At 56.5% G+C, this 23,387-nt stretch carries 11 protein-coding genes; 6 read left to right on the forward strand and 5 right to left on the reverse strand.

Annotated features, from left to right (window positions below; translation table 11 throughout):
- Positions 1 to 15 precede the first annotated feature (15 nt).
- Positions 16 to 2,844 carry a glycoside hydrolase family 2 TIM barrel-domain containing protein gene (locus ACZ5C7_RS23435; protein ID WP_464378585.1) on the reverse strand — a complete coding sequence of 943 codons (2,829 nt, stop codon included), beginning with the start codon at positions 2,842 to 2,844 and terminating at the stop codon, positions 16 to 18.
- 969 nt (positions 2,845 to 3,813) lie between these two features.
- Between ACZ5C7_RS23435 and ACZ5C7_RS23440 the strand changes: the two genes are divergently transcribed.
- Together ACZ5C7_RS23440 and dgoD are read left to right on the forward strand one after the other, a co-directional pair.
- Entirely contained in the window at positions 3,814 to 4,269 is a 456-nt protein-coding gene (locus ACZ5C7_RS23440; RefSeq protein ID WP_464378586.1) for a GAF domain-containing protein, read from the forward strand.
- 656 nt (positions 4,270 to 4,925) lie between these two features.
- Positions 4,926 to 6,077 carry a galactonate dehydratase gene (gene dgoD, locus ACZ5C7_RS23445; RefSeq protein WP_464378587.1) on the forward strand — a complete coding sequence of 384 codons (1,152 nt, stop codon included), beginning with the start codon at positions 4,926 to 4,928 and terminating at the stop codon, positions 6,075 to 6,077.
- Between the two features lie 313 nt (positions 6,078 to 6,390).
- Here dgoD and ACZ5C7_RS23450 read toward each other — a convergent pair whose 3' ends face one another.
- Both ACZ5C7_RS23450 and ACZ5C7_RS23455 read right to left on the reverse strand, forming a co-directional pair.
- A complete protein-coding gene (locus tag ACZ5C7_RS23450; protein ID WP_464378588.1) occupies positions 6,391 to 7,143 on the reverse strand; it encodes an IclR family transcriptional regulator in 753 nt (250 codons plus the stop codon).
- Between the two features lie 665 nt (positions 7,144 to 7,808).
- Positions 7,809 to 9,626 carry a 3-keto-alpha-glucoside-1,2-lyase-like domain-containing protein gene (locus ACZ5C7_RS23455; RefSeq protein WP_464378589.1) on the reverse strand — a complete coding sequence of 606 codons (1,818 nt, stop codon included), beginning with the start codon at positions 9,624 to 9,626 and terminating at the stop codon, positions 7,809 to 7,811.
- Between the two features lie 832 nt (positions 9,627 to 10,458).
- On the opposite strand from ACZ5C7_RS23455, the gene ACZ5C7_RS23460 reads away from it, so the two are divergent.
- The 4 genes from ACZ5C7_RS23460 (at position 10,459) to ACZ5C7_RS23475 (ending at position 21,016) form a co-directional block, all read left to right on the forward strand.
- Positions 10,459 to 13,704: a malectin domain-containing carbohydrate-binding protein gene (locus ACZ5C7_RS23460; RefSeq protein ID WP_464378590.1), complete on the forward strand. Its 3,246-nt coding sequence runs from the start codon at positions 10,459 to 10,461 to the stop codon at positions 13,702 to 13,704.
- Positions 13,705 to 14,553: 849 nt separating this feature from the next.
- Positions 14,554 to 15,570: a sugar phosphate isomerase/epimerase family protein gene (locus ACZ5C7_RS23465; protein ID WP_464378591.1), complete on the forward strand. Its 1,017-nt coding sequence runs from the start codon at positions 14,554 to 14,556 to the stop codon at positions 15,568 to 15,570.
- A gap of 415 nt (positions 15,571 to 15,985) precedes the next feature.
- Positions 15,986 to 20,017: a 3-keto-alpha-glucoside-1,2-lyase-like domain-containing protein gene (locus tag ACZ5C7_RS23470; RefSeq protein WP_464378592.1), complete on the forward strand. Its 4,032-nt coding sequence runs from the start codon at positions 15,986 to 15,988 to the stop codon at positions 20,015 to 20,017.
- Between the two features lie 462 nt (positions 20,018 to 20,479).
- Complete coding sequence (locus ACZ5C7_RS23475; RefSeq protein WP_464378593.1) at positions 20,480 to 21,016, forward strand: cupredoxin domain-containing protein; 537 nt, start codon at positions 20,480 to 20,482, stop codon at positions 21,014 to 21,016.
- A gap of 209 nt (positions 21,017 to 21,225) precedes the next feature.
- Here the strand turns inward: ACZ5C7_RS23475 and ACZ5C7_RS23480 are convergent, their stop codons facing one another.
- Positions 21,226 to 22,263 (reverse strand): ABC transporter permease, encoded by a 1,038-nt coding sequence (locus ACZ5C7_RS23480; protein WP_464378594.1) that lies wholly within the window; start codon positions 22,261 to 22,263, stop codon positions 21,226 to 21,228.
- On the reverse strand, positions 22,260 to 23,336 hold the full coding sequence (locus ACZ5C7_RS23485; protein WP_464378840.1) for an ABC transporter permease: 1,077 nt from the start codon (positions 23,334 to 23,336) through the stop codon (positions 22,260 to 22,262). Before ACZ5C7_RS23485 ends, ACZ5C7_RS23480 begins: the two co-directional genes overlap by 4 nt.
- Positions 23,337 to 23,387: the final 51 nt, after the last annotated feature.

Below are 23,387 nucleotides of genomic sequence, written 5' to 3' on the forward strand. Positions count from 1 at the left end.
TATTCGTTCGTTTCTTTACTCGTGTTCGACCCACGCGCCGGCGTTATCGCCGTACGCGCGGTCGTCTTCTTGTCCAGAATTCAACAGGCTATCGAGGACGCCGGTCGAAAGCTCGCTCGCAGGGTCGAACGTATCGGAAGCGAGATAGGACTCGAGACTGCGACGAAACTGGCGGACCGCGGGCTCGTCTCCGGAGAGGTCCAGCGTACAGACGGCGAGCGCCCCGTCGCCCACCGCGGTTTCGAAGTAGACGCCGAGCTTGTGATTTCGGTAGATCGTGTCGATGATCTGTACTACGGGTTCGAATTCGGCGGGCGCATCGTCGAGAACGATTGGCCGCGAGTGCCGTAGGAGGGGCCACCACTGCCAATCGGCGTAACCCTCGGTGGGGAAGGTGTCGAACAACGGATGGTCCGCATCCGTCGTCATTCCGAGGGTTCCCGGCTTTCCGTTTCGCTTGAAAATTTCGTAGTTCCAGAAGTCCGGCTGGAACGATCCCTCGAGAGCGTAGCGGATCGCACTCGGTTCCGGGAGCATGAGAATCGTCTCGCCGCCCTCTAATCGCTCCCGCGTCTCCTCGTCGAAACGCCGGGAAACACTGAACTCGTCCGTCTCGCTGGCAGATTCGAACACCTCGGGATAGACCCAGATCGGGTAGGACGTCCGCAAGTCAACGGCTGAACCGTCCTCGGTATCTCTCCCTTTGATATCGAGCGTTACCTCGAGTCGGCTGGGTGCGGAGACGTCGTCCAATGAGGCGTCGATCGTTCCGAGCGTTGCCAGATCTCCCTGTGCGATGTCGCCGTGGTTTAGGTCTCCAGTCGCGAGTTCCGTCCCGTCAGGTTCGGTGATCGACCAGTTCGTTGTCGCGTCCGCTATCGATCCCGGTCCGTAGTTAGCGATCGTCGCTTCGGCAGCGAAGTCGTCGTCAGCCGTGTAGGTGTACCGGTCGAACGAGAGGAGCGCAACGCGTGCATCACAAAAGCGCCGCCACTCGTGGGGCTCGATCAATCCTTTCGACTCCATGAACGAGTCGAGAATGCCGACCATGGCTGTTCCCTGCCCTGGAAAATCGTCGAGGCCGAGGAGTTGGAAGCCGCCGAAACCGGCCGTTCGGAACGCGGCCTCGATGTCTTCGCGGTAGCAGGTAATCGAGAGTTCTCCGGAAGCGTTCTGGAAGTCCTTGTCCGAGCCTTCCATGTAGCGATCGGCGAGCGAGCGTTCGAACCGCTTGAGATTACGGGCCTGGAGCATCCCGCGATACTTGCGCGTCTCGTCGTAGTTCGGATGGATCTGATACTGGCCGATTTCGTGACCGACGACGGGGAGGTCGTAGGGCTCGAGTTTCTTCTCGTAGTCGACGGTCGTCGACGGCGGGGAGTCGTTGACGTGTCCGGTTCCGCGGATGGGTGTTCGGTCGACATCCCAGTGGCTGGCTTCGGGGTCCTCGGGAACGTTGGCGGTGATAAAGAAGTCGTCAGCCGCTCCGGGGTGAGGCGAGGTGAGGAAGTTGTTCGCCCCGTAGGCGTACAGCCGACGGTCGTCGATCGCTCGACAGTGGCGGACGAGTTCGTTCATCCGCTCCTCGTCGCCTTTGTTTTCGTTTCCGAGGGTAAAGCAGACGAACGAGGGATGGTTGCCGTAGGCGTCGAGAATGCGCTCGGCCTCTCGCTTGAAGTATTCGAAATCCTCGTCCTCGGCGAACGAGGTGCCGAAGTTCCACTGGGAACACTCCGGTTGCATGTATATCCCGACCCGGTCGGCCGCCTCGAAGGCCGCCTTCGGCGGACACCAGCTGTGAAAGCGGTAGTGGTTGATCCCGTATTCCTTCGCGGTCTCCATGTGTTCGACCCAGTCGGCGGTCGTCGTCGGTGGGTAGGCGGTGTCTGGAAAGACACAGCAGTCGGTCCGACCGCGGAGAAAGATGGTTGTTCCGTTGATCGAAAACTGCGTACCGTCGGTTTCGAACTCTCGGAGGCCGACCGTCGTCTCGAACTCGTCGCCGTGGGTCTTCTCATCGCTCGCTGCCTCGAGCGAGACGGTTAACTCATAGACCGCAGGTGAGAACTCGTCCCACGTGAGCGCGTCGGAACCGAGGGTATATGTGAATTCGACGGTCGTTTGACTCGACTCCGTTCTCTCATCGGCGTCGATCGAGACGGGGTGGGTGGCCGTTTTCGGTACGTGTACTTCGTCGGTATTCACGCACCGAGCGGCGGCCGTGAGTGTTCCGTCGAGCTCGGTCCCCGTGGTGTTTGTGAGGGTAACCTCGAGGTCGACTGCATTCTCGTTCGGTTCTGGATCGGTCCGGACATCCTCGATCCGAACCCGTGGCGTTGCTTCCAATCGGAGGTCGCCGATGACGCCGTTCCAGTTCGTCTGCGTGTGTTCGGTGCTCGCGTGTGATCGATCTACCCCCGGGCGGTCCATGGATTCGTCCGTGTTGTCCACCCGAATACCGATCTCGTGCTCGCCGGGTTCGATCGTTTCCGTGAGGTCGTAGACGTGTGGGGTGCTCAAACACTCTCGTGACCCGATTCGTTCCCCGTCTACCCAGAGCTCGGTCGGTCGGGTTCGCTCGAGCGTTACCGTCACGCGCTCGTCCGCCCAGGAGTCGGGGACGGAGACGGTGCGTCTGTACCACGCGGCCCCCTCGTACCGATGCGTGCGCTGGAGGTGATCTCGTGGCCGATCATCGATTTCGGTCCCGTAACCGTATTCGTCGGTCGTTCCGGGGAGGAATATCGTCCCGTCGATGGCGTCTTCAGAGAGGGCTTCGATACTTCCGTCGCCTTCCGGGTCGAGTCGGAGATCCCACGGTCCTGCCAATGAGATTGTTTGCATGAGTGGCTCTTTCCGTGGGACGTATATAGACGCTGTTGTCACTGGCCACTGTGAGATGATCAAGTGCGTAAGTCACGGTTCCGAGACGGGAAGATAAAACCCTCACCTGGCCATACTGTGAATATTGTCGCCTCCGTCTTGTTCCTACTTGTTCGAACGGCCGGGTATATCTAATCTACAAGAAGAACGCCCCAAATACCCTTCGGGAAGAGGTTGTAAGCGCTGACGAGACTGAGTTGAAATACAAAACAGCCGCACGATCTTGGGCGAATGTTGGGATAAAACAATACCCACGGGAAAATCCATGACGGGTTTAAAACATAAGATGTTTGCGAAGGTTGCATTTCCGACTGTAGAACTACTACTGTTAAACACATATCATGGGGTGAAACCATTGGACACTTCCTATTATGGTCGTGTGCAAAGATACCAATACAATCTCAAACTTGTCCGATTTCAGTTCACGGTCTGCAGAAACGGTCGGCCCGAACGCTGTGTGTAGAGCGGTCGCTCCGCGTCGCATCGGTACCTACTATCCTCCCGTCGAAATCAATCGATGATGAGTGCAGGTGGCGATTGTTACTCGATAAGTATCTGTACGTGTAACTCTCGTGCCGCTTAAATAATCTACGCTGAATCGGTACAGCTGAATTAGTCCCTGTTCTAATTCCTTGATATCGCTGATTCAGCTGAGTACTGAACGTGTGTTGTTAACACAATATAATGCGCTTGAGGATGGATCGTTATAGTATATGCCTTCTACACGCGACGGATTCACCGTCGTCGATTTTTGAGGTTGGTAGTACTCAAATGATCGTATGTAATAATAGATAATTCGGTCCCCCCATCGAGAGGGGAAATTTCGTTCCAAGGAAAGAACTACCACGTTTGTCTTCTCTCGAACTTCGTATAACCGGTCTATTCTCCCAAAACTCAAGTAAGCTGAAGCCAATTTATACTATATCACCGATGAATGACGAACAAACTCGTGCTGACCGCGTCTCGGAAGAAGACGAGGAATTGACGACCTTTCTTCACGAAACTATCGAGGAGTTCGACTGTACTTCTGGAACGCTTCATCGCAAGGAAGAAGACAATTTGAAACTGGTCGCGCATAAAGGAATCCCGGAATCCGTTCTTGCACGGACGAAAACGATTCCGATCGGAAAAGGGATGGCAGGAATTGCGGCGGAGCGTATGGAACCGGTGGAAGTCTGTAACTTACAGACGGACGATTCGGGTGTCGCGGAATCCCGTGCGCGAGACACCGGGATGGAGGGTTCTATCGCTGCTCCGATTATCGACTCGGACGGTGAACTTGCGGGAACGATTGGAATTGCTAAACCCAACTCGTATGAGTTTACGACCGCGGAACGCGAGCAGTTAATGCAGACTGGGGCGCAGATTCCAGATCAGTTCTACTAATCCCCGGCATAATACGAGCTTGGATTGATAGCTGTCTACTTATATAAAATCTAATAGTACGCCACATGATCCCATTGTGAGACTCACATTGTAGTTCTCGGGCCACAATGATTGCCTAGCTGATAGCTTTCTATATGGGTACGTACGCCTAACTATCACCTTTGATGTATTTCTAGCAATGACGAAACGACTTTGTCCTTCCCCTTAAGTACTCCGCCATCGACTCAACTTAACTCCCTACACACCACGCGGTTCTTCACCCTACTAATTTAGTGGAGTGTCCAATTCCTGTTTCCTCGAGATACCACCTTCTCTGTGTTGACAGCGCCGACGGTACGTTACATTCATCTAATTCGCTAGAGTACAGAGAAATTGACTAGTTGTCTGGCTGGTATTTGACAATGTAGAACGTCTGAGAAACCGCGGCTGTGAGTGACGGACCGAAACTGCTCGTTCTCGGAGACCGGTCTAATAACTGGCAGGAAGCGTGTCTCGAGGGAAGCCGTTCGCCGACATACTCGACGGCGAACGGACAGCTAGATTAACAGTCACAAAGTGCTACCGAATGACCGAAAAGTACTACAGTCCGTCATTTGACTGTTCGAAATCTGCTTTCTATAGCGGGGTTTATTACTTTCCACAAGTCTATATCCTCCATGCTGATTACGAATTACGAATTATATGAACTCCCACCGCGATGGCTTTTTCTGAAGATCGAGACTGACTGTGGACTCGTCGGATGGGGGGAACCGGTGGTTGAGGGACGAGCGCAGACGGTTCGTACGGCTGTCGCCGAGATTATGGATAGTTATCTCCTTGGGAAGGACGCACGCCGGATCGAAGACCACTGGCAAGCTATGTACCGCGGTAATTTTTATCGTGGCGGACCGGTCTTAATGAGCGCAATTGCGGGTGTAGATCAGGCACTGTGGGATCTCAAGGGAAAACAACTCGGTGTTCCGATCTACGAACTCCTCGGTGGGCCGAGTCGGGACCGAATCCGTGTCTATCAGTGGGTCGGAGGCGATCGAATCGAGGATGTTGGAGCGGAAGCGAGACGGTTGGTGGATGCCGGCTATACGGCAATCAAGATGGACGCTGTTACGCAGACTTGCCACGTCGAACCGCCGAAGACGATTCGAACGGTCGTCGACCGCGTTGAGCACGTTCGAGATATCGTCGGAGAGACTGTCGATATTGGCGTTGACTTCCGTGGACGGGTCTCACAATCCCTTTCGAAACGCCTCGTGAACGCTCTCGACGATAGTAACCTTCTGTTCATCGAAGAGCCAGTCTTACCCGAGAACCTCGAGCACCTCCCGAATCTCGCAGCTCACACGACCACTCCGCTGGCTGCAGGCGAGCGACTGTATTCTCGGTGGGATTTCAAGCCTCTCTTCGCGAGCGGCGGAATCGATGTCGTCCAGCCGGATGTCTCTCATGCGGGAGGGATTTCGGAACTCGTTCGAATCGCTTCGATGGCCGAAGCACACGACGTGGCGATTGCGCCGAACTGCCCGTTGGGCCCGATTGCGCTCGCGGCATCGCTACAGGTCGGTGCGTACGCTCCGAACTTACTGGTTCAGGATCACGCATTCGATAGCCAGCCGGCATCGAAAAGTTCGGCGGACGAATACCTGGTTGATTCGTCGACGTTCCGGTTCGAGGATGGCTATCTGGACCTTCCAGAGGGGCCAGGACTGGGGATCGAGATCGACGAGTCGGTGGTCCGAAAAAAAGCAGTAGAGGACTTAGACTGGTACAATCCAATCTGGCGACAGGACGATGGGAGTATCACCGATTGGTAACAACCCGAGGTGGTCAACTTGAGCGGTACTGATTCTCCGTGGTTGATCTGTGTACATCGTTTTTTGACCGTTGCCTGTCCCCGCAGTCGGCATCGTGTCACATCGAATTTACCCACCGGTTATTTGTTTCGATAATCGAAACAAAAACGGGTTCCCGATTCAATTGGTGTGCAAGTCTGCCTGTATTGCTTGTCATCCCCTCACAATGGCCCAACGTATTACATACATACTTGTGTAAATAGAGGCCAGGTATACATCGCTATCATGCGTTTCGATACGGTAAACAGATGAATCGTTCGTTGCAAATCGAAAACTAACGAAGCGCGGATTCGATTTTTCGAACAGTGCTCTGAAGGCTGCCCGGAATAACGTCTTTAAATCGTTTCCCGATGAGTTCGTCACTTTTTCCGGAGACGTATACTGAAGCGTTCCAATCGGGGTGGTTGACGCTCGTCGCTACGCTGTTGACTCCTTCGTACTGTTCTTCCCGATCGAAGGCAAATCCGTGATCACGGACACGAGAAATTTCGTCGAGCACCGTCTGGCAATCGGTTAACGTGTGAGCGGTTATCCTCGGCAACTTCTCGGTCGTGATGTACCTTCGCGCCGAATCCATAGACCACTCAGCGAGCAGTGTTTTACCGGCGGCGCTGCAGTGGAGAAAACGCTTATTTCGGGGTGGAATATCTGTTCTCGACCGGTTGTGTGTAGCGTATACATCCACCGCGATTCCGCCCCGTTCGATCACGAATCCGGTCGTTTCACCGAGGGTATCAGTCAGCTCATCTAGATGGGTCTTAACCGGTTGGGGCACGGGATTTTGCTCTTCGATGTGACGGCTAAAGTCGACGAAACGAATCGACGGTGTGTACGTGCTGTTGGTTTTCTCGACGTATCCTAATTGACGGAGCGTATCTAGATGTTTGTACACGGTGCTCTTATGAGCATCTGTTCGCCGAGCGATAGCGGTGACTCCTAACGGCTCGACGCTATCAATCAACACTTCTAGTACTTGGAACGATGTCTTCGTAGCCTCAACCGTTTCAATTTTCGTTTCTTTACTCATGCGAATTCGATACATTGGCAAACAAGTAAGCGTTTACGATGTCGAAACAAATCCAATCTCGCTGTCATCTCTCTCCCGTTCCGTTTAACTGGCTGACGTTATTCTGAAACACGGATTGGAACGAGTACTTCGAATGCTCGTGATGAGCTGAATATCCCCTGAGTGTCTCAACACCGGTTAGCCACTCGGAGCGCAGGAAACGCCATCACGGGTGGTGCATTCGCTCCGAACCGGTTTGTGTGAAGATGACGGCAACCCACCAAAATAATTCCGTTGGCTGTGGTAGTGTTACTTCATGGCACGAAAGACGCGCAAACGGGATAGTCCAGACGGTAGTGATTTCAGCGTCAAACGAAGGCGGGTGTACAGGGTATCGGCGCGACAGGTGTCGCAAGCGCTATTATGACTGAATCGGTTCACGGCGGAACTAGTTCCCGAAATATCCGGCGAGTGCAGACCGACCTCGAAGAACTGGATTAGGACCGAGAAAACCCGATCGGCGCCCAGTTCTTCTCGTTCAACGAACTCGAGGGGTATTCGAATGCTGAGTCTCCCACGTGAACACCGCGGGTGACTCGAGGTGTTCACAACGCTCGATAGGTTAGCGATGCGAAGGCAACCTGATCAAGCTGAGTAGTGTGAGTGTGGAAGTGATCGGAATGGGGTTACTCGACCAGGCGTTGAGCTTCCTCAGGGATTTCGCCTGGTTCGAACTCATCGTCGGGATCGAGTTCGAGCACCTCGATCGTTCGGAAATCGGTGGGGTGGCTTTCGGACTGGACGGAGATTGTCCCCTCGTCGATAATCGTGCCATCGGCTTCCAGCTGCGGATTTTGATACTCTAAGACGATGCCCTGATCGCGAATGATGTGTTGGACGAGTTCGTTACCGCGAACGACGGCTGTTGTACTCACCCAATCGTGACCGTCGTAGGTCTCTTCGGCGTACAGCGCATCGCCCGTCGCCTCGTGCCAACAGTGCGCGTCGACGATATCACCGTCTAGGTCCTCGACTTGCATATCGGGCGTACAGACGTCGCCGAGGGGTCGGTCCGACCCGTCTTCGTTCGGTCCGACGAGCTGGTACTCGACGGAACGAGGGAAGTCCTGGTCGATCCCCATCTCGCTCGGTAGTTCACCGTGAAGCATTAGCCCGTTATTTTTGTAGGCCCACGCGTCACCTCCGTCCACCTGTTGTTCACCCTCGGGGAATCGCCACTCGGCGTGGAGGATGTAGTGCGAGAACTCGTCGTCGTAAAACAGGTGACCGAACTCGTTGTCGAAGTCGTCGTACTCGTCGTACCGCACTTTGAGCAATCCGTCTTCGACCCGGAAGGTATCGTGAGGGTCCTCGCCGGCTTCGTGACCCTGAATTTTGGGTGTCCAGTCGTCGAGAGACTCGCCGTCGAACAGATCGATCCAGTCGCCGTCTCCCTCTGCTTCGGCTATCGCGGGGTGAACCGTCCCGCCAGGAATGCCCGGGATACCGTCGGGCCGCCACGGACTGTTGACCTCGTTGAGCCACTCCCCGGCGTATTCGAACGAGTCATACGGCTGTGGCGAATTATCGTACTCGTAGATGAGGTGCTCGACGTTCGAGGCGTTGCGCGCCACGGTGGCGATCGAGCGCATGCTGAGGTCTCCTTCGTGGATCTCCGTCAGCGAGCCGTTCCCCATCTCGCCAACGCCGTGGGTACGCGAATCGTCAGCCTCCCAGTTTTTCATGTGCAGTGAGCGGATCTTCTCGCCGTACTCGAGGATGAACTGGATTGGATCCGGCCGTTCCTCACCGGCGAACACCCACGCCACGTCGAGCTGGAGGTGAACGTGGTCCTCGAGCTCCTGAGCGAATATGTCGTAGGCGTACTCGTCCCCGATGAGTTGGAACTCGAACTCGTGGTTGTGGTAGCCGAACTCGAAGCCGTGGTCGGCCATTTCGTCGGCGACCGCGTTGACGCGCTCGGCGAACTCGAGGACGTTATCCTCGTCGGACCAGAACTCTTCGCCCCCGTAGTACGGATCGATGAGGGCCGGATTGTCGCCCTCGTGGGCGAACTGCTCGTAGGTCTCGGCGACCCCTTCCGGGTCCTCCTCGATGTCCTCGATATCGACGTGGGCGCTGCTCATGTACACGCCCGTCTCGTTTTGGGCCTCGAGCATTGCATCCGCGTCGTCGATCGAGGGTGGCTCGTACGAATCGAGGCCGGCGTCGGCGCTCAGGTGAATTAAATCGGCGTTCGAGTACCCCTCGAGTTCGTTGAACGAGAAGAACTGGGCGCCGGTCGGGATTTCCCTGTCAGGGTTCAAGTCGGTGAGATCGGTCTGTATCTGCTGGACGGTCTGCGGGCTACTACGAGTATATGCTGACCCCGTCATGACAGCGCTCGCGACACCCGTCGCGCCGATACCCTGGAGAACCTGGCGGCGATTTACGTTGAGCCCTCCATTACCTGAACTATCCTGCCTGCTTGACTTTCGTGGCATAGAATAACAATTAACAACTATCATCTTAATTGTTTTGGTGGCATACGGGAGGTATCTGTCGCCTTCGTGGAAAGCAACCAAGCGCAATAAGTGACGGCGTTGACCACTGGGGTACAACTGGACCGGTTCCACAATAGATGGAGACCGTGTACTACCATCCGGAAAGGCCGTTCGACAGCATCCGATTTCTGAGTGGTACACCACGACAGCCAAATCACCGATTTGTCGACGATCCAAACATCGACTAACGGCGAGCACGTATTGATGTTTTTCTCTTCGCGCGAGCGATACGCACGGGGACACACTGCTCCCGAGGAGGGCTGTTCGCCTACGTCGAAGAATCGAGATACGCGCCGAATACCCCTCATCTCCTTCGTCCTAGTTGGATCTCGATAGCTCAACGCAGTCGCTCGAGGAGTACTCACAGACTATCGAGAGCACCGCTAGCGACGATAGTACTGTTCGATGAAGCGGTTTGTCGGGAAGAGGGTGTGTCCACCGATACCGTGGTGCTCCGAACTGCGGTACATTCCTCGCTCCGTTGAGCGTAGATAATATCGCGCGAACACGTATCCTATAGCGTGTATGTAATATATACATTACATTACTAGTTAGATATTTATAACATGCTCTCAATAGTGCTACCGGAGACGGCAGCATGAGAGATAAAGACAACCAATGTGCGCAAACGAGCAACGGTATCCATTCGTTCACCAAACAAACGGGAGACGGTAGTGGAGCTGAACTCCCGAGCGCAAACGCGATCGATGGTGTAGAAGCGCGCGCGATTTTAACCGCACGATCGGACGCGAAGCAGTAATTACACAAAACGATGATCAACAGCACAATCGAACTCGAAGCAGTAACCGTACAAGATGACACTAGCGGGCACGGTCCACCGGATCACGCGGGCGAACAAGGTCCACCGGATCACGCGGGCGAACAGGGGCCGCCGGATCACGCCGGTCCGCCTGATGACGACGGTGATGTCGAGTACGCGTGGGTAGGCATTTCACCGGCGGAAATCGAGGGCGAAACGAATCCGAGCCTTTCGCTAACTGCGGGCGAAGCGTACACCGTCGAGTGGACGAATACCGATGGGGAGTATCACAACTTCGCAATCGCGGACGACGACGGTGACGAGGTCCTCGCATCCGAGGGAACCGCAACGGAGGGCGAAACTGAGAGTGTCGAGTTTACCGCAACCGAGGAGATGGCCGAGTACCGCTCCGACCCTCATTCCGACGACATGCAGGGTGAGCTCGACGTAGACGCTCCGGAAGAAGCCGTCTTCGAGGTAAGCGACCTCGATCCCGCAGAGACGACCGTCGAACAGGGTGATGCGCTCGACGTCTCGGCCACGATAACGAACGTCGACGACCGGAAAGACACGCAGGAGATCAACCTCCTTCTCGACGACGAGGTCGTCGATTCACAGGAGCTCTGTCTCGAGGCGGGCGCCGATGAAACCGTCACCTTCGAGGACTTCGACACGAGCGACCTCGAAGAAGGCGAGTACATTTACGCCGTCTCCAGCGACGACGACTCTCAGGAGGGCACGCTCACCGTCGAGGCGGAAGCGTCGGAGGTGCTCTGGCACCGCGATCACGAATGGGAGACGGACCCGTCCGAAGCTACCGACTGGGACAATTACCACACCAGACAAATCGGATCCAACATTGACAGCCTGATGGCGATCGACGTCGATCCGGATAGTCGTATCTGGTACGTAACTCGCGGTGCGAATTTCTCGACCGACGGTGACGGTGTGGCTGAAGTCGGCTGGGTCGATCCCGCTACTGACGAACAACAGATCGCGCTCGAACTCGACGTTATCGTCGGCGGCACCGATGATACGCCGGCGGACCACGGCGGCGGGACCGCGCCTCGAGAGTTGGGCGCTCAGAGCGTCGCGATCGATCCCGACTTCGAGGACAACGGCTACGTGTACGTCTACTACCACCCCTCGAGCGAAGACATGGAAATCGTCGACAGTCCGTACCACGAGGACATCACGCGGATGCTCCAGTACGTCTCGCGGTTCGAGATGGACGGTGATGTCCTCGACCCCGACTCCGAAGAGGTTATCCTCGAGATACCCCTGCAGATCGACGGCTGCTGTCATATCGGTGGCTACCTCGAATTCGGTCCCGAGGGCGACCTCTACGTGACGACCGGCGACGACACGAATCAGGACGGGGTTCCGTCCGAGGACACTCCCCAGATCCACCACTTTACGGGAGACGAACGCGAGGGGTACGTAAACGATCGTCCGGCCGCGATTTCCGACGCACAACGGACGTCACAAAACACGGCGGATCTCCGCGGGAAGGTGTTACGAATCGCTCCGACGGAGGACGGTGGCTACGAAATCCCCAGCGGGAACCTCAAAGAATGGTACGAGGGGGAGACCGACGAAGAGTACGGAGAGGACGAGATACTCCCGGAGATCTACGCGATGGGATTCCGAAATCCGTACGTCGTCCACGTCGACGATCACACCGGATTCCTGTTCGTCGCCGATTACGGAAACGACGCGCCGAGCTGGGATCCCAACCTCGGAACCATCGGACAGGCTACGTACCACTTGTTAGATGAACCGGCTAACGCTGGGTTTCCGTACTTCAAAGGGTTCTACCCGAATCGCTACTACGACTTCGACATCCGGACGTCCGGGCCGCCGTTCTGGCCCGGAAACCTTCGGAATCGATCGCCGAACAACACCGGTATCGAAAACGTTCCGAACGCAACGCCGGCGCTGGTCTGGGTTCCCCAAGATTACGAGACGTACGAAGACGTCCCCGAGTGGGCGGAGATGCCGCGGCGAGGGGAAACGACCTGGCCGGAGATTCCGGCTCTCGGTTCGGCGAATGCTGGCCCGTCCTATCGGTACTCCGATTCCTTCGGCGAGGGCGCTCTCGACCCGTACTTCGAAGGGAAACAATTCGTACTGGCACCGTACAACGACAGTTGGATGGGGTACTTCACGTACAACGAGGACGGGACGCTCGATATCGAAGAGTTCTTCCCCGATCACGACTTCGGGACGCCGACCGACATGGAGGTGTTGCCCGACGGACGGCTCGTCCTGATGGACTACGACTCCACCCCCGGAAGCTTCACCGGTGACGACGGCGGAATACACCTCATCGAGTACATGACCGACGGGGAGCCCGAACCCGAACCCGAAGATCCGCTGTCGGCACCGTACGGGATGAACGCGGGCGGTGACCCGTCAAATCCCGGTTCGGAGACGCCGGTGGTCATCGACGATCTCGAGTTCGAGGCCATAGACGACGTCGACGATGTCCCACAGCTATCGGCGAGTTACGACGAAGACGGTGAGTTTGCCGACGAATCCTGGTTCGACCCGCCGGCGTCTGCCGAGGATAACTCCGATTCGTACGGTTCGATCGAAAACACCGACTACGACGCGCTGTACCAGACGGAGTTGTGGGCGGAGGACCTTTCCTTCGAGTTCGACTTCGAGAACGGAACGTACGACGTGACGTTGCACTGGGCCGAAATCGGCAATCAAGATGAAGTAGGTGAGCGCGTCTTTGACGTGCTGGTACAGGGTGAGACGGTCCTCGAAGCGTTCGACATCTACGCGGAGGCAGGGGACACCGGAACCGCGGTTTCCCACACCGTTGAGGGCGTCGAGGTCGACGACGAGAGCCTGTCGGTCGAGTCGGTCTCACTCGAGGACGCGACGATGTTCTGCGGGATAGAGATCCGTGATGGCGACGGTGAGGACGGGAGTGACGGCAATGTGATCGAACTCGAAGGGAGTACCAGCGGATGGGTCGGCGTCTCCCCCGAGGCAATCGAGGGCGAGGAGAATCCAACCTTTTCGTTGATCGCAGATGAGGAGTACACCGTCGAGTGGACGAACGCCGATGACGTATTTCACAACTTTGCGATCGAGAACGACAGCGGTGGGGAGATACTCTCGTCCGAAGGGACGCCGTACGAGGGCGAATCGGAAACCATCGAATTCACGGCGACCGAGGAGATGGCGAGCTACGTCTGTCAGCCCCACCCTCAATCGATGCAGGGTGATATCGAGGTTGACTAATTGAGGCGGAACCACCGGTCGTTCCCCGAAGCCGCGATTTTTCTCGCACGGGAAGCGGCGTGTCTACCCAATCGCACGCAACGGGAATGTCCGTCAGTAGCGCTCTAGTAACCAATTTTCGGGCATTCGTTTCTCTCTCAATATTGTGGCTATTGCTGAGGTGGGGCCACCCACATCGATACTGCCGCCTTCGCTGTAGCGGGGTTTTCCTCGAACCGATCTTGGAATAACAATTCACTATCAACATACTCAATATAATTCTCAGTTTTGTTCGTCTATAGGGGAACGCTCTCTTTTCCATTACAAATATACAATTGTAATGCCGATTGTATGAAATTCCTTATTGTGTTTGTGATATTCACTCATGAGACATAAACTCTCTCACTTGCGTATATATTAGCCGTTCCCGATCTCTTGGAGCGATACTGACTTACAACAGAAGCTGTCCTTTAGTTGGTCCGACGTTGTCTTCCGTGATATTTTCTTCCGAAGACGGGTTCTGATCGTTCATAGTGATCGCAATGATTCTCAGTGTGGAGACAACGGGAAGATAATTGGTGATAGTAGTCAAACGCATCTCTATTGCGAGCGTGAGTGATACGTCTTCGACAGCACCCGATGTCCACTCGTTCTAGTGGGCACGCGTTATCGTACTTTATGGCGGGGGAATAGAGACGTTGAAGCAATGGTTGCGACATGAGGGACTCGAGTAGACAGCTACTCCGCCATACTGTCTGGAAATCGCCAAAGGCTGTTGCGAGCAGTTTGATCCTAGCGAAACAATCTTATCTAAATCCGCTCCGTAAATTCACCCAAACCATTAAGACATCTGTTGCTAATTGTTATTCTATGGCACGTAAGTCACGGGAACGGAATGGTTCAGACGACGATGATTTTAGCGTCAAACGAAGGCAAGTGCTTCAGGGTATCGGCGCGACGGGTGTCGCGAGCGCCGTCATGACGGGATCGGTTCACGGCGGAACCAATTCCCGAACCATCCGACGAGTACAGGCCGACCTCGAAGAACTGGATCAGGAGCGAGAAATCCCGACCGGCTCCCAGTTCTTCTCGTTCAACGAACTCGAGGGGTACTCGAACGCCGATCTGATCCACCTGAGTGCCGACGCCGGCCTCGATTCGTACGAACCGTTCATGATCGACGACGCGGATGCGATGCTCGAGGCCCAAAACGAGACGGGCCTTCACATGAGTAGCGCACACGTGAGTATTGACGATATCGAGGCCGATCCGGAGGGGATGGCCGAAACCTACGAACAATTCGCCGACGACGGTCGCAATCCGCCGCTCATCGAGCCTGCGATTCGTGATGGGTGGGATACCGAAGAAAGTGTTATCGAACTCGCACAGCGCATTAACGGGGCCGCGGATCTGATGGCCGAACACGGCTTCGAGTTCGGGTACCACAACCACGAGTTCGAATTCGAGTACCTTGACGATGCGGACGAACGAGCCTACGACGTGTTCATCGAGAACATCGAAGATCACGTCTATCTCCAACTCGATGTGGCGTGGGTCTACGCGGGCGTCGATCGTCCTGATCCGCTCAACTACATCGTCGAACACGGGGACAAGATCAAATCGCTACACATGAAGAACTGGTCCGAAGCCGACGATGCTCTCACGGAGATCCACAGAGGCGATCTAAACCAACGAGCAATTGCGACCGCTGCACGCAAGGCATCCCAAGTTGATCACCTCGTGTACGAGTACGACAACTCACCGCAGCCGTACGACTCGTTCGAGTACGCTGGCGAGTGGCTCAACAGAATCAACCACCCGTGGGATCCCGCCGGTATCCCCGGTATTCCGACTGCTGACACCCACCCCGCAAAGCTCGCTGACTGACTATCGCCACCGACTGTCTAAGTGAATTTCCCGGTGATGTAGTACTCGAGCACGGATGGGCCGTAATTGGGCAGCCCCGATTGACACCTACCGATTGGCGGCATCACTGACGCACGCGATTACCTCGGCACATTTCGTACTGAACCGGTCAAATCAGTACGTGATATCTTAATGTAAGCAACACAATAGGACCCATTATATTAGTAGGTAATTATTTATGATATGGTCTCGATGGTACTATTGGAATGGGACCATGAGAGACAGAGCCAGTCGTGGAATGGAAACCAATAGCAGTACGCAACCGGTTATCCAGAGCGAGCTCCCATCGACTTCGCTTTTCGATGGACGGCCGGTCGTCGCTGTGAACGAATTGGCAATCGCAATCGGAGACTCGAGTCAGTAACTATACAAGATAATGAGCACTAACACAATCGAACTCGAAGCAGTAGCCATACAGGATGAGAACGGACAGGGGCCGCCGGATCACGCCGGACCACCGGACCATGCCAACGCACCGGACCATGCTGGACCGCCGGATCACGCCGGACCGCCGGAGGGTGACGAAGACCTCGAGTACGCGTGGGTAGGGGTTTCGCCGGAGGCGATAGAAGGGGAAACGAATCCGGACCTCTCGGTGGTTGCAGACGAAGCGTACACCCTCGAGTGGACGAACACCGACGGTGTCTTTCACAACTTCGCGATCGTAGACGACGACGGTGAGGAAATCATCGCATCCGACGGAATTTCGGAGTCGGGCGAGACGGAGACCGTCGAGTTTACGGCGACCGAAGCGATGTCGACGTACCTCTGTGAACCACATCCGGAGGATATGGAGGGGGAGATCGATGTCGACGCGCCCGAAGAAGCATTCTTCGAGGTGGACGATCTCGAACTCTCTGAGACGACGGTCGACCAAGGCGAATCTGTCGACATCAGCGCGACGATCACTAATATCGGGAACGTCGAGGTATCTCAGGAAGTTTCGTTGCTCGTCGCCGATGAGACCGTCGACTCACAGGATCTTTGCCTCGAGTCCGGCGAGTTCGATACCGTCACCTTCGAAGGTGTCGAGACGAGTGAACTCGATCCGGGTGAGCACACCGTCACCGTCGCTACCGAAGACGACGAACGGAGCGCAACGCTGACGGTCGGGGAGGTCGACGACGAGGTTCTCTGGCACCGCGAACACGAGTGGGAGATCGATGCGGATGCGGCCACCGACTGGTCTAATTACGATGTCCACGACCTCGGTCAGGAAGCGAGCGGCGAAGCGATGGCGATGGAAGTCGATCCTGACGGCCAAATCTGGTACATCGGACGCGGTGCTGATTTCGTCGACCACGGAAACGACGTGGCTGAGGTCTGTTACGTCGACCCCGACACCGGCGAGCACGAAGTCGCGCTCGAACTCGACGTTATCGTCGGTTCGGAGGAGGTAACGGGCGGGAACGCCCGCGAGCTCGGTGGTCAGAGCGTCGCTATCGATCCGGATTTCGAGCAAAACGGCTACGTGTACGTCTACTACCATCCTTCCAGCGAGGATTTCGACCTCGTCGACAATCCGTATCACGAGGATATTACGACGATGCTTCAGCGTGTTTCCAGATTCGAAATGGACGGGGACGTTCTCGATCCGGAGTCCGAGGAAGTCATCATCGAGATCCCGCTCCAGCTCGAGACGTGCTGTCACATCGGCGGCTACCTCGAGTTCGGGCCCGAGGGCGACCTCTATATCACGACGGGCGACGACTCCAACAACGTCGGCGCGCCCGACGACGAGGTCAACTGGTCGATGACCGACGAACGCGAGGGCCACGTCGGCGGCCGGCCCGCCGCCGTCTCTGACGCCCAGCGGACCTCCGGAAATACGGCTGATCTACGTGGGAGCGTGCTGCGGATTACGCCCACGGATGACGGCGATTACGAGATTCCGGATGGAAACCTCAAAGAATGGTGGGAAGGAGAAACCGGCGAGGCGTACGACGACGAGCAATTCCTCCCGGAACTCTACGTGATGGGGCTTCGAAACCCCTTCACGATCACCGTCGACCATCACACCGGATTCCTGTTCATCGGCGATTACGGCAACGACGCCACCGAGTGGGATCCGGACCTCGGAACGGTGGGTCAGGCGACGTACCACCTGTTCGATAAGCCGGGCAACGCCGGGCATCCGTTCTTCAAGGGGTACTACCCGAACCGCCAGTACGACTTCGAGGCCGGCGAGCCGGGACAGCCGTTCTGGTTCGACAACCTCCGCAACCGGTCGCGGAACAACACCGGAATCGAGAACATTCCGAACGTGACACCGGCGCTCGCTTGGCATCCCCAGGATTTCGAAACGTACGAGGACGTCGCCCCCTGGGCGGATATGCCACGACCCGGTGAAACCACTTGGCCGCAGTTGGACGCTGGCGGTTCGGCTGACGCGGGCATCGCCTACCGCTACTCCGACGACTACGGAGATGGTGCCCTCGATCCGTACTTCGAGGGCAAACAGTTCTTCATGAACCCGAGCAACGAGGACGTCATTCGTTACTTCACGTACAACGAAGACGGGAGTCTCGAAATCGACGAATTCCTTCCCGACAATCCCATCGAAGGCGCGTACGACATGGACCTTCTTCCGGACGGTCGTCTCGTCACGATGGGAATGTACTCCGGAATCCACGTTGTCGAATACCTGGGCGATTCGCCGGAAGCGGAGATACCGGAACGCGTCGAACCCGGTGCAAGCGGACTCAGCGGCGATCCGCCGGCAGACGCGACGGTTCTCTGGAACGGTGACGACGCCACGCTCGAGGACTGGGAGCACTACCCCGACGGAGAGGACGCCGAGTGGATCGAACACGACGACTACTTCGAAGTCGAGTTAGGGACTGGCGACCTGCGACCGCAAGCGGAGATGGGTGACGTCCACCTCCACCTCGAGTGGCGCGTTCCCGAGGGTCTCGAGGGCGAGGGCCAGGGGCCAGGAAACAGCGGCGTCTTCATGATGGAAACCTACGAGATCCAGATCCTCCAGAGTTACGACAACCCGACCTATCCGAGCGGCTACGCCGGGTCGTACTACATGGCGGAGGAGGGCGGCGGCAGCGCCCCGCTCGATCTTCCGATTCGTCCGCCGGGAGAGTGGCAAGAGTTCGACATCATTTGGCGCGGCCCGCGATTCGAGGACGGCGAAGTGGTTCGATATCCGCAGACGTCGGTGTTCTTCAACGGCGTGGCCGTCCAGATGCACCTCGACATCCCGGGTCCCGTCTGGTACGACACGCTTTATGACTTCGACGACGACGAGTTCGGACATCCACAGAACGAGGACGGCGAGTTCCTCGAGGAGGTCCCATTCGCCCTTCAGGACCACGGTGGCGAGGACGACCACGTTCACTTCCGGAACATCTGGTATCGCGACCTGCCCGAGCGGCCGGTCGAGGACTCCGAGCATCCGGACGTAATTCCCGAATACGATACGTCCGGCGGCGGTTGGGAGGAGCCCGAACAGGTCGGGCCCGGCGGATTCGGAACGACGGGCCAGCCGCCCGAAGACGCCGATGTCCTCATCGACGACGCGTTCACGCTCGAGTCGGGCGAAGGCGACTGGGAGAGCGACGACGAGTACGGCGACGCACAGTTCCACGTGGAATATCGCACCCCGGAGGATGTCGACGGTGAAGGAACCCAACGCGGCTCGAGCGGCGTCCTGATGATGGGCGACTACGAAATCAACATCGTGGATACGTGGGAAAACCCCGTCGAGCCCGACGAATGGGCTGGCGCCTACACCCACCAGGCTGCGCCGCATCACGACGCGGTCCGAGAACCCGGCGAGTGGCAGCAACTCGACATTCTCTGGCAATCCCCGAGGTTCGAGGACGGAGAGCTCGAGAAGCCGGCACAGGTGACTGCCCTGCTGAACGGGGTAGCCGTCCAGACTCGCCTCGAGGTCGACGGACCGAACGGTGGGGGCGAACTCGAGTCGTATCAGCCCCACGGCGAACAGCCGCTTCGGCTTCGCGAGGACGGAAGCGATGTGGAGTTCCGAAACACGTGGGTACGTCCAGAGGAATCGGACGAACTCGAGGACGGCGACGAGGACGAGGGCACGGTTCCGGACGAAGCGATCGAACCGGGCACGGCCATCGAACTCGACGGTCAGACGGCCGGATGGATCGGTATCCAACCCGAGGAAATCGACGGCGAGGAGAACCCGACGCTCACCCTCGTCGAAGGCGAAACGTACGAACTCGGCTGGACGACGGGCGACGGCGGCTCTCACAACATCGAAGTGCGAGATGAAGACGGCACCGTCGTCGACGATCTCTCCACCGAAATGACGAACGACCCCGACGAAGACCAGTGGCTCGAGTTCGTCGCGACCACTGAGATGGCTCAGTACGTCTGTGCACCTCACGAGGGATTGATGATCGGTGAAATCGAAGTAGTCTAAGAGATTCCTCGGGTGATATCTTCGTTATAAGAGACGTTCTCTGTAATACAATATAAGAGACACAAGCCTTCGAATGGGAGCGCGCTATTGCCATAATTATAAATAATGTAATTGTAGGCGTAATACGTTCTCGAATATGGTGGCATCTCTCTATGGATTCTTCTTACACAATTTTATTCGATACGTCTATCTTGGATCAGGGAATATTTTATGTTAGCATTTTCAGATATATACTCTTCACGGTAGTTATATATGGATATCATACACTCTTTTCGCATGTTATCTCATACCAATAACCAATATCATAATTAATCGCTAATAGTGGTTCTGAACGGTCATTCGTGTTACTTCCTTTTCTAAACAGGACGCTGACGGATGCGCTCACGGTGCCGGGTTCTCATCGCTAAACCGGGCTCAGCCACAACAAAACGTTTATAATCCACGGAAGCTGGTAATTTACTGATGGCTAAGCATACATCTCGCCGTACAGCATTGAAACTCGCCGGAGGAATCACTTCTGTAGCGTTTCTAGCAGGATGTCTGAATGACGACGAAGAAACTGATGAGGAAAACGGTGACGAAGCGAACGGTGACGATGATGAGAACGGCAACGAAAGCGAGGACAACGGTGACGATAACGGTGAAGTAGAACAAGATCTCGACCCGGCTGAGTGGGAAGACGTTGAATCGATCAAATTGCTCGGTGACGCCTCCGGTTGGGTCGGCGTAGAGCCTGAGATGATCGCCGACGTTCAAAATCCGACGTTGATTCTCTTCGAGGACGACGAGTACGATCTCACGTGGGAAAACGACGACGCAGGTCCGCACAACATCGTCGTTCGAGATGACGACGGTGACACTGTCCGAGACTACGAAACGGAAATCATCCGGGATCTCGGCGACGAACAAACGCTCGAAATTGAAGCGACGGACGAGATGAGCGAATACGTGTGCGAACCTCACTCCAGTGCAATGGTCGGTGAAATCCAGATCGAATAAGCAAACCCCCTAGTACCGATCCAAGCGTCGACTGATGAGTAAAACCGGTCGACCGCTATCGGGTTCACTCATCAGTTCAGGCTTGGATCGCCACTAGTCGTCGCTGGGCAACCGAAAAGACGACCAACGCCTTCTTTTAGTATCGAAATGCCGATACCGCGGCCCTGTCCCGGAACATTGCTTCAGCAATAGCGAAAATCGTTCGCTGGCTAGTCTTCGCTTTCGTAAGGTTCTCCGACGGAGGAAGGCATCTGCGTTTTCCCCCAGACGGTGAGCACGACGACCACGATGACGTACGGGAACAGGTTGACGATCCTGCTCGAGACGTTGATTCCGAGCGTTTGGAGTTGAACGCTTATCATATCCAGTCCACCGAACAGGAGCGCTGCGAGAGCTGCCCCGATCGGATTGTAGTTCCCGAAGAGGTACGCGACGATACCGAGCCAGCCGCGGCCGTCAACCGTCGTGTCTCCGGCAGCGTTGAAGCTACCGAGGTGAGCGAGCAACACTGCACCTGCTAATCCCGCCATCGCGCCGGAGAAAATCGTCGCCGCGTACCGGACGCGATTGACGTCGATACCGGCGGTATCCAACGCTTCCGGGTTTTCGCCGGCAGCCTGAATCCAATAGCCGTACTGAGTTCGGTAAAGGAAGAGCCAGGAAACGGCGACGAAAACGAAGGTCAATAGGATGAGCGGCGATTGGTTGAAGAAGATCGGCCCGATAACGGGAACCTCAGCGAGTCCCGGGACGACGACATTGTTAATACTCGAGAGGCCGCCACTGCTTCTGCTCTCCCAGATTAGGTTTGCAATGACCGGCGCGAAGCCGAGGCCAATAAACCAGACCGCTAACCCGGCGACGATCTGATCCGCTTTGTACCGGATGAGCAACACGGCGAAAATGGCGGCCAGTATCACCGTCACCAGTACCGAAGCGACGAGAGCGAACCAAATATAACCCTGTCCCGGCGAACTGCCGCCGAGTCTGAACATCGTCACCGCCGCGGTCAGCGCTCCGAAGATCATGAAGCCCTCAAGACCAATGTTAAACACGCCGCTTTTCTCGGCGTACAGTCCCCCGATAGCCGCGATCGCGATCGGAGACGCGACCGCTAACGCTCGGTTGACGAACCCGTAGGTAAAGAGGGACGTCTCGATGCCGATGGCGATGAGAGGGATGAGAACAACGAGCCCGAGGGCACCGATCTGAACCCGTCGTTGACTGGTGTAACTAGCGACGCTCATCGGTCGTCACCTCCGAGACCCGTCCGAGCAGCGGCCATACGGAACAGTTCCGGCGCGGCGACGAACAGAACGACGAGTCCGACGATACCGTCGATCATTTGAGCCGGGACGTCGCTGTGAATTTGGATGTGCGATCCGGCGGAATCGAGCCCGCCGAACAAAAGCCCTGCCGGGATGACGCCGATCGGGTTGTTCGCCGCGAGGAGACTCACGGCGATGGCGTCGAACCCGTACGTACTAATTCCGTCCGGATTAGTGAATGTTCCAGTTATCATGATTACGAAGATAGCTCCGGCGAGACCGGCGATCATCCCGGAGAAGGTCATGGTTGCGACGATGGTTCGTTTGGCGTCCACGCCGGAGTACGTCGCCGCCGACTGCTGGTGACCGCTCGTCACCATGTCGTATCCGAAACCGGTTCGTTCGATGACGATTGCGACGAGTATGACCACAGCGATCGTGATACCGAGACCGATGATGGAGAAACTCGAACTGCTAAAGACGATCTGCGGGAGTCCGACGTACTCCGGAAGTTGTTCCGTTCTCGTCGATGGCGCGTTCGGATCTTGGAACCAGCCCATAACGAGCCAGCCGACGACACCGATCGCGATGAAGTTCAGCATAATGGTGGTGATGATCTCGTTCGCCCCGGCGTAGGCTTTCAACGCGCCGGGAAGTGCCGCGTACAACCCACCTGCGATAATGCCCGAAATCGTTCCGATGAGCATCAGTACAACACCCGCGAGTGGTCCACTCGGTAGTAGTGGTGCGAGCCAGACGATCGGCATGACGGTGGCGATCCCGCCGACGATGAACTGGCCCTGTACGCCGATGTTAAACACGCCCGCTCGGAACGCGACTGCCACGGCGACGCCGGTCAGAATAAACAGGGTCGATAACCGTAACGTTCGTGCCATCGCCGCCTCGCTTCCGATCGCGCCGATAATCAACTGGTTGGCGAACAACGCAGGATTGTACCCGGCCAGGGCGACGATACCCAGGCCGATCAAAAGCGCCAGGGTCGTCGAGGCAATCGCGATCCCGACCCGCTCGAGTACGCCCGCGTCTAGCATCCGATCTGCGGCGCGGTCGAGTACCGCTCTGGCTCCGCTCGAGTCAGCGCT

The sequence above is a fragment of the Halostagnicola alkaliphila genome (assembly GCF_055379965.1).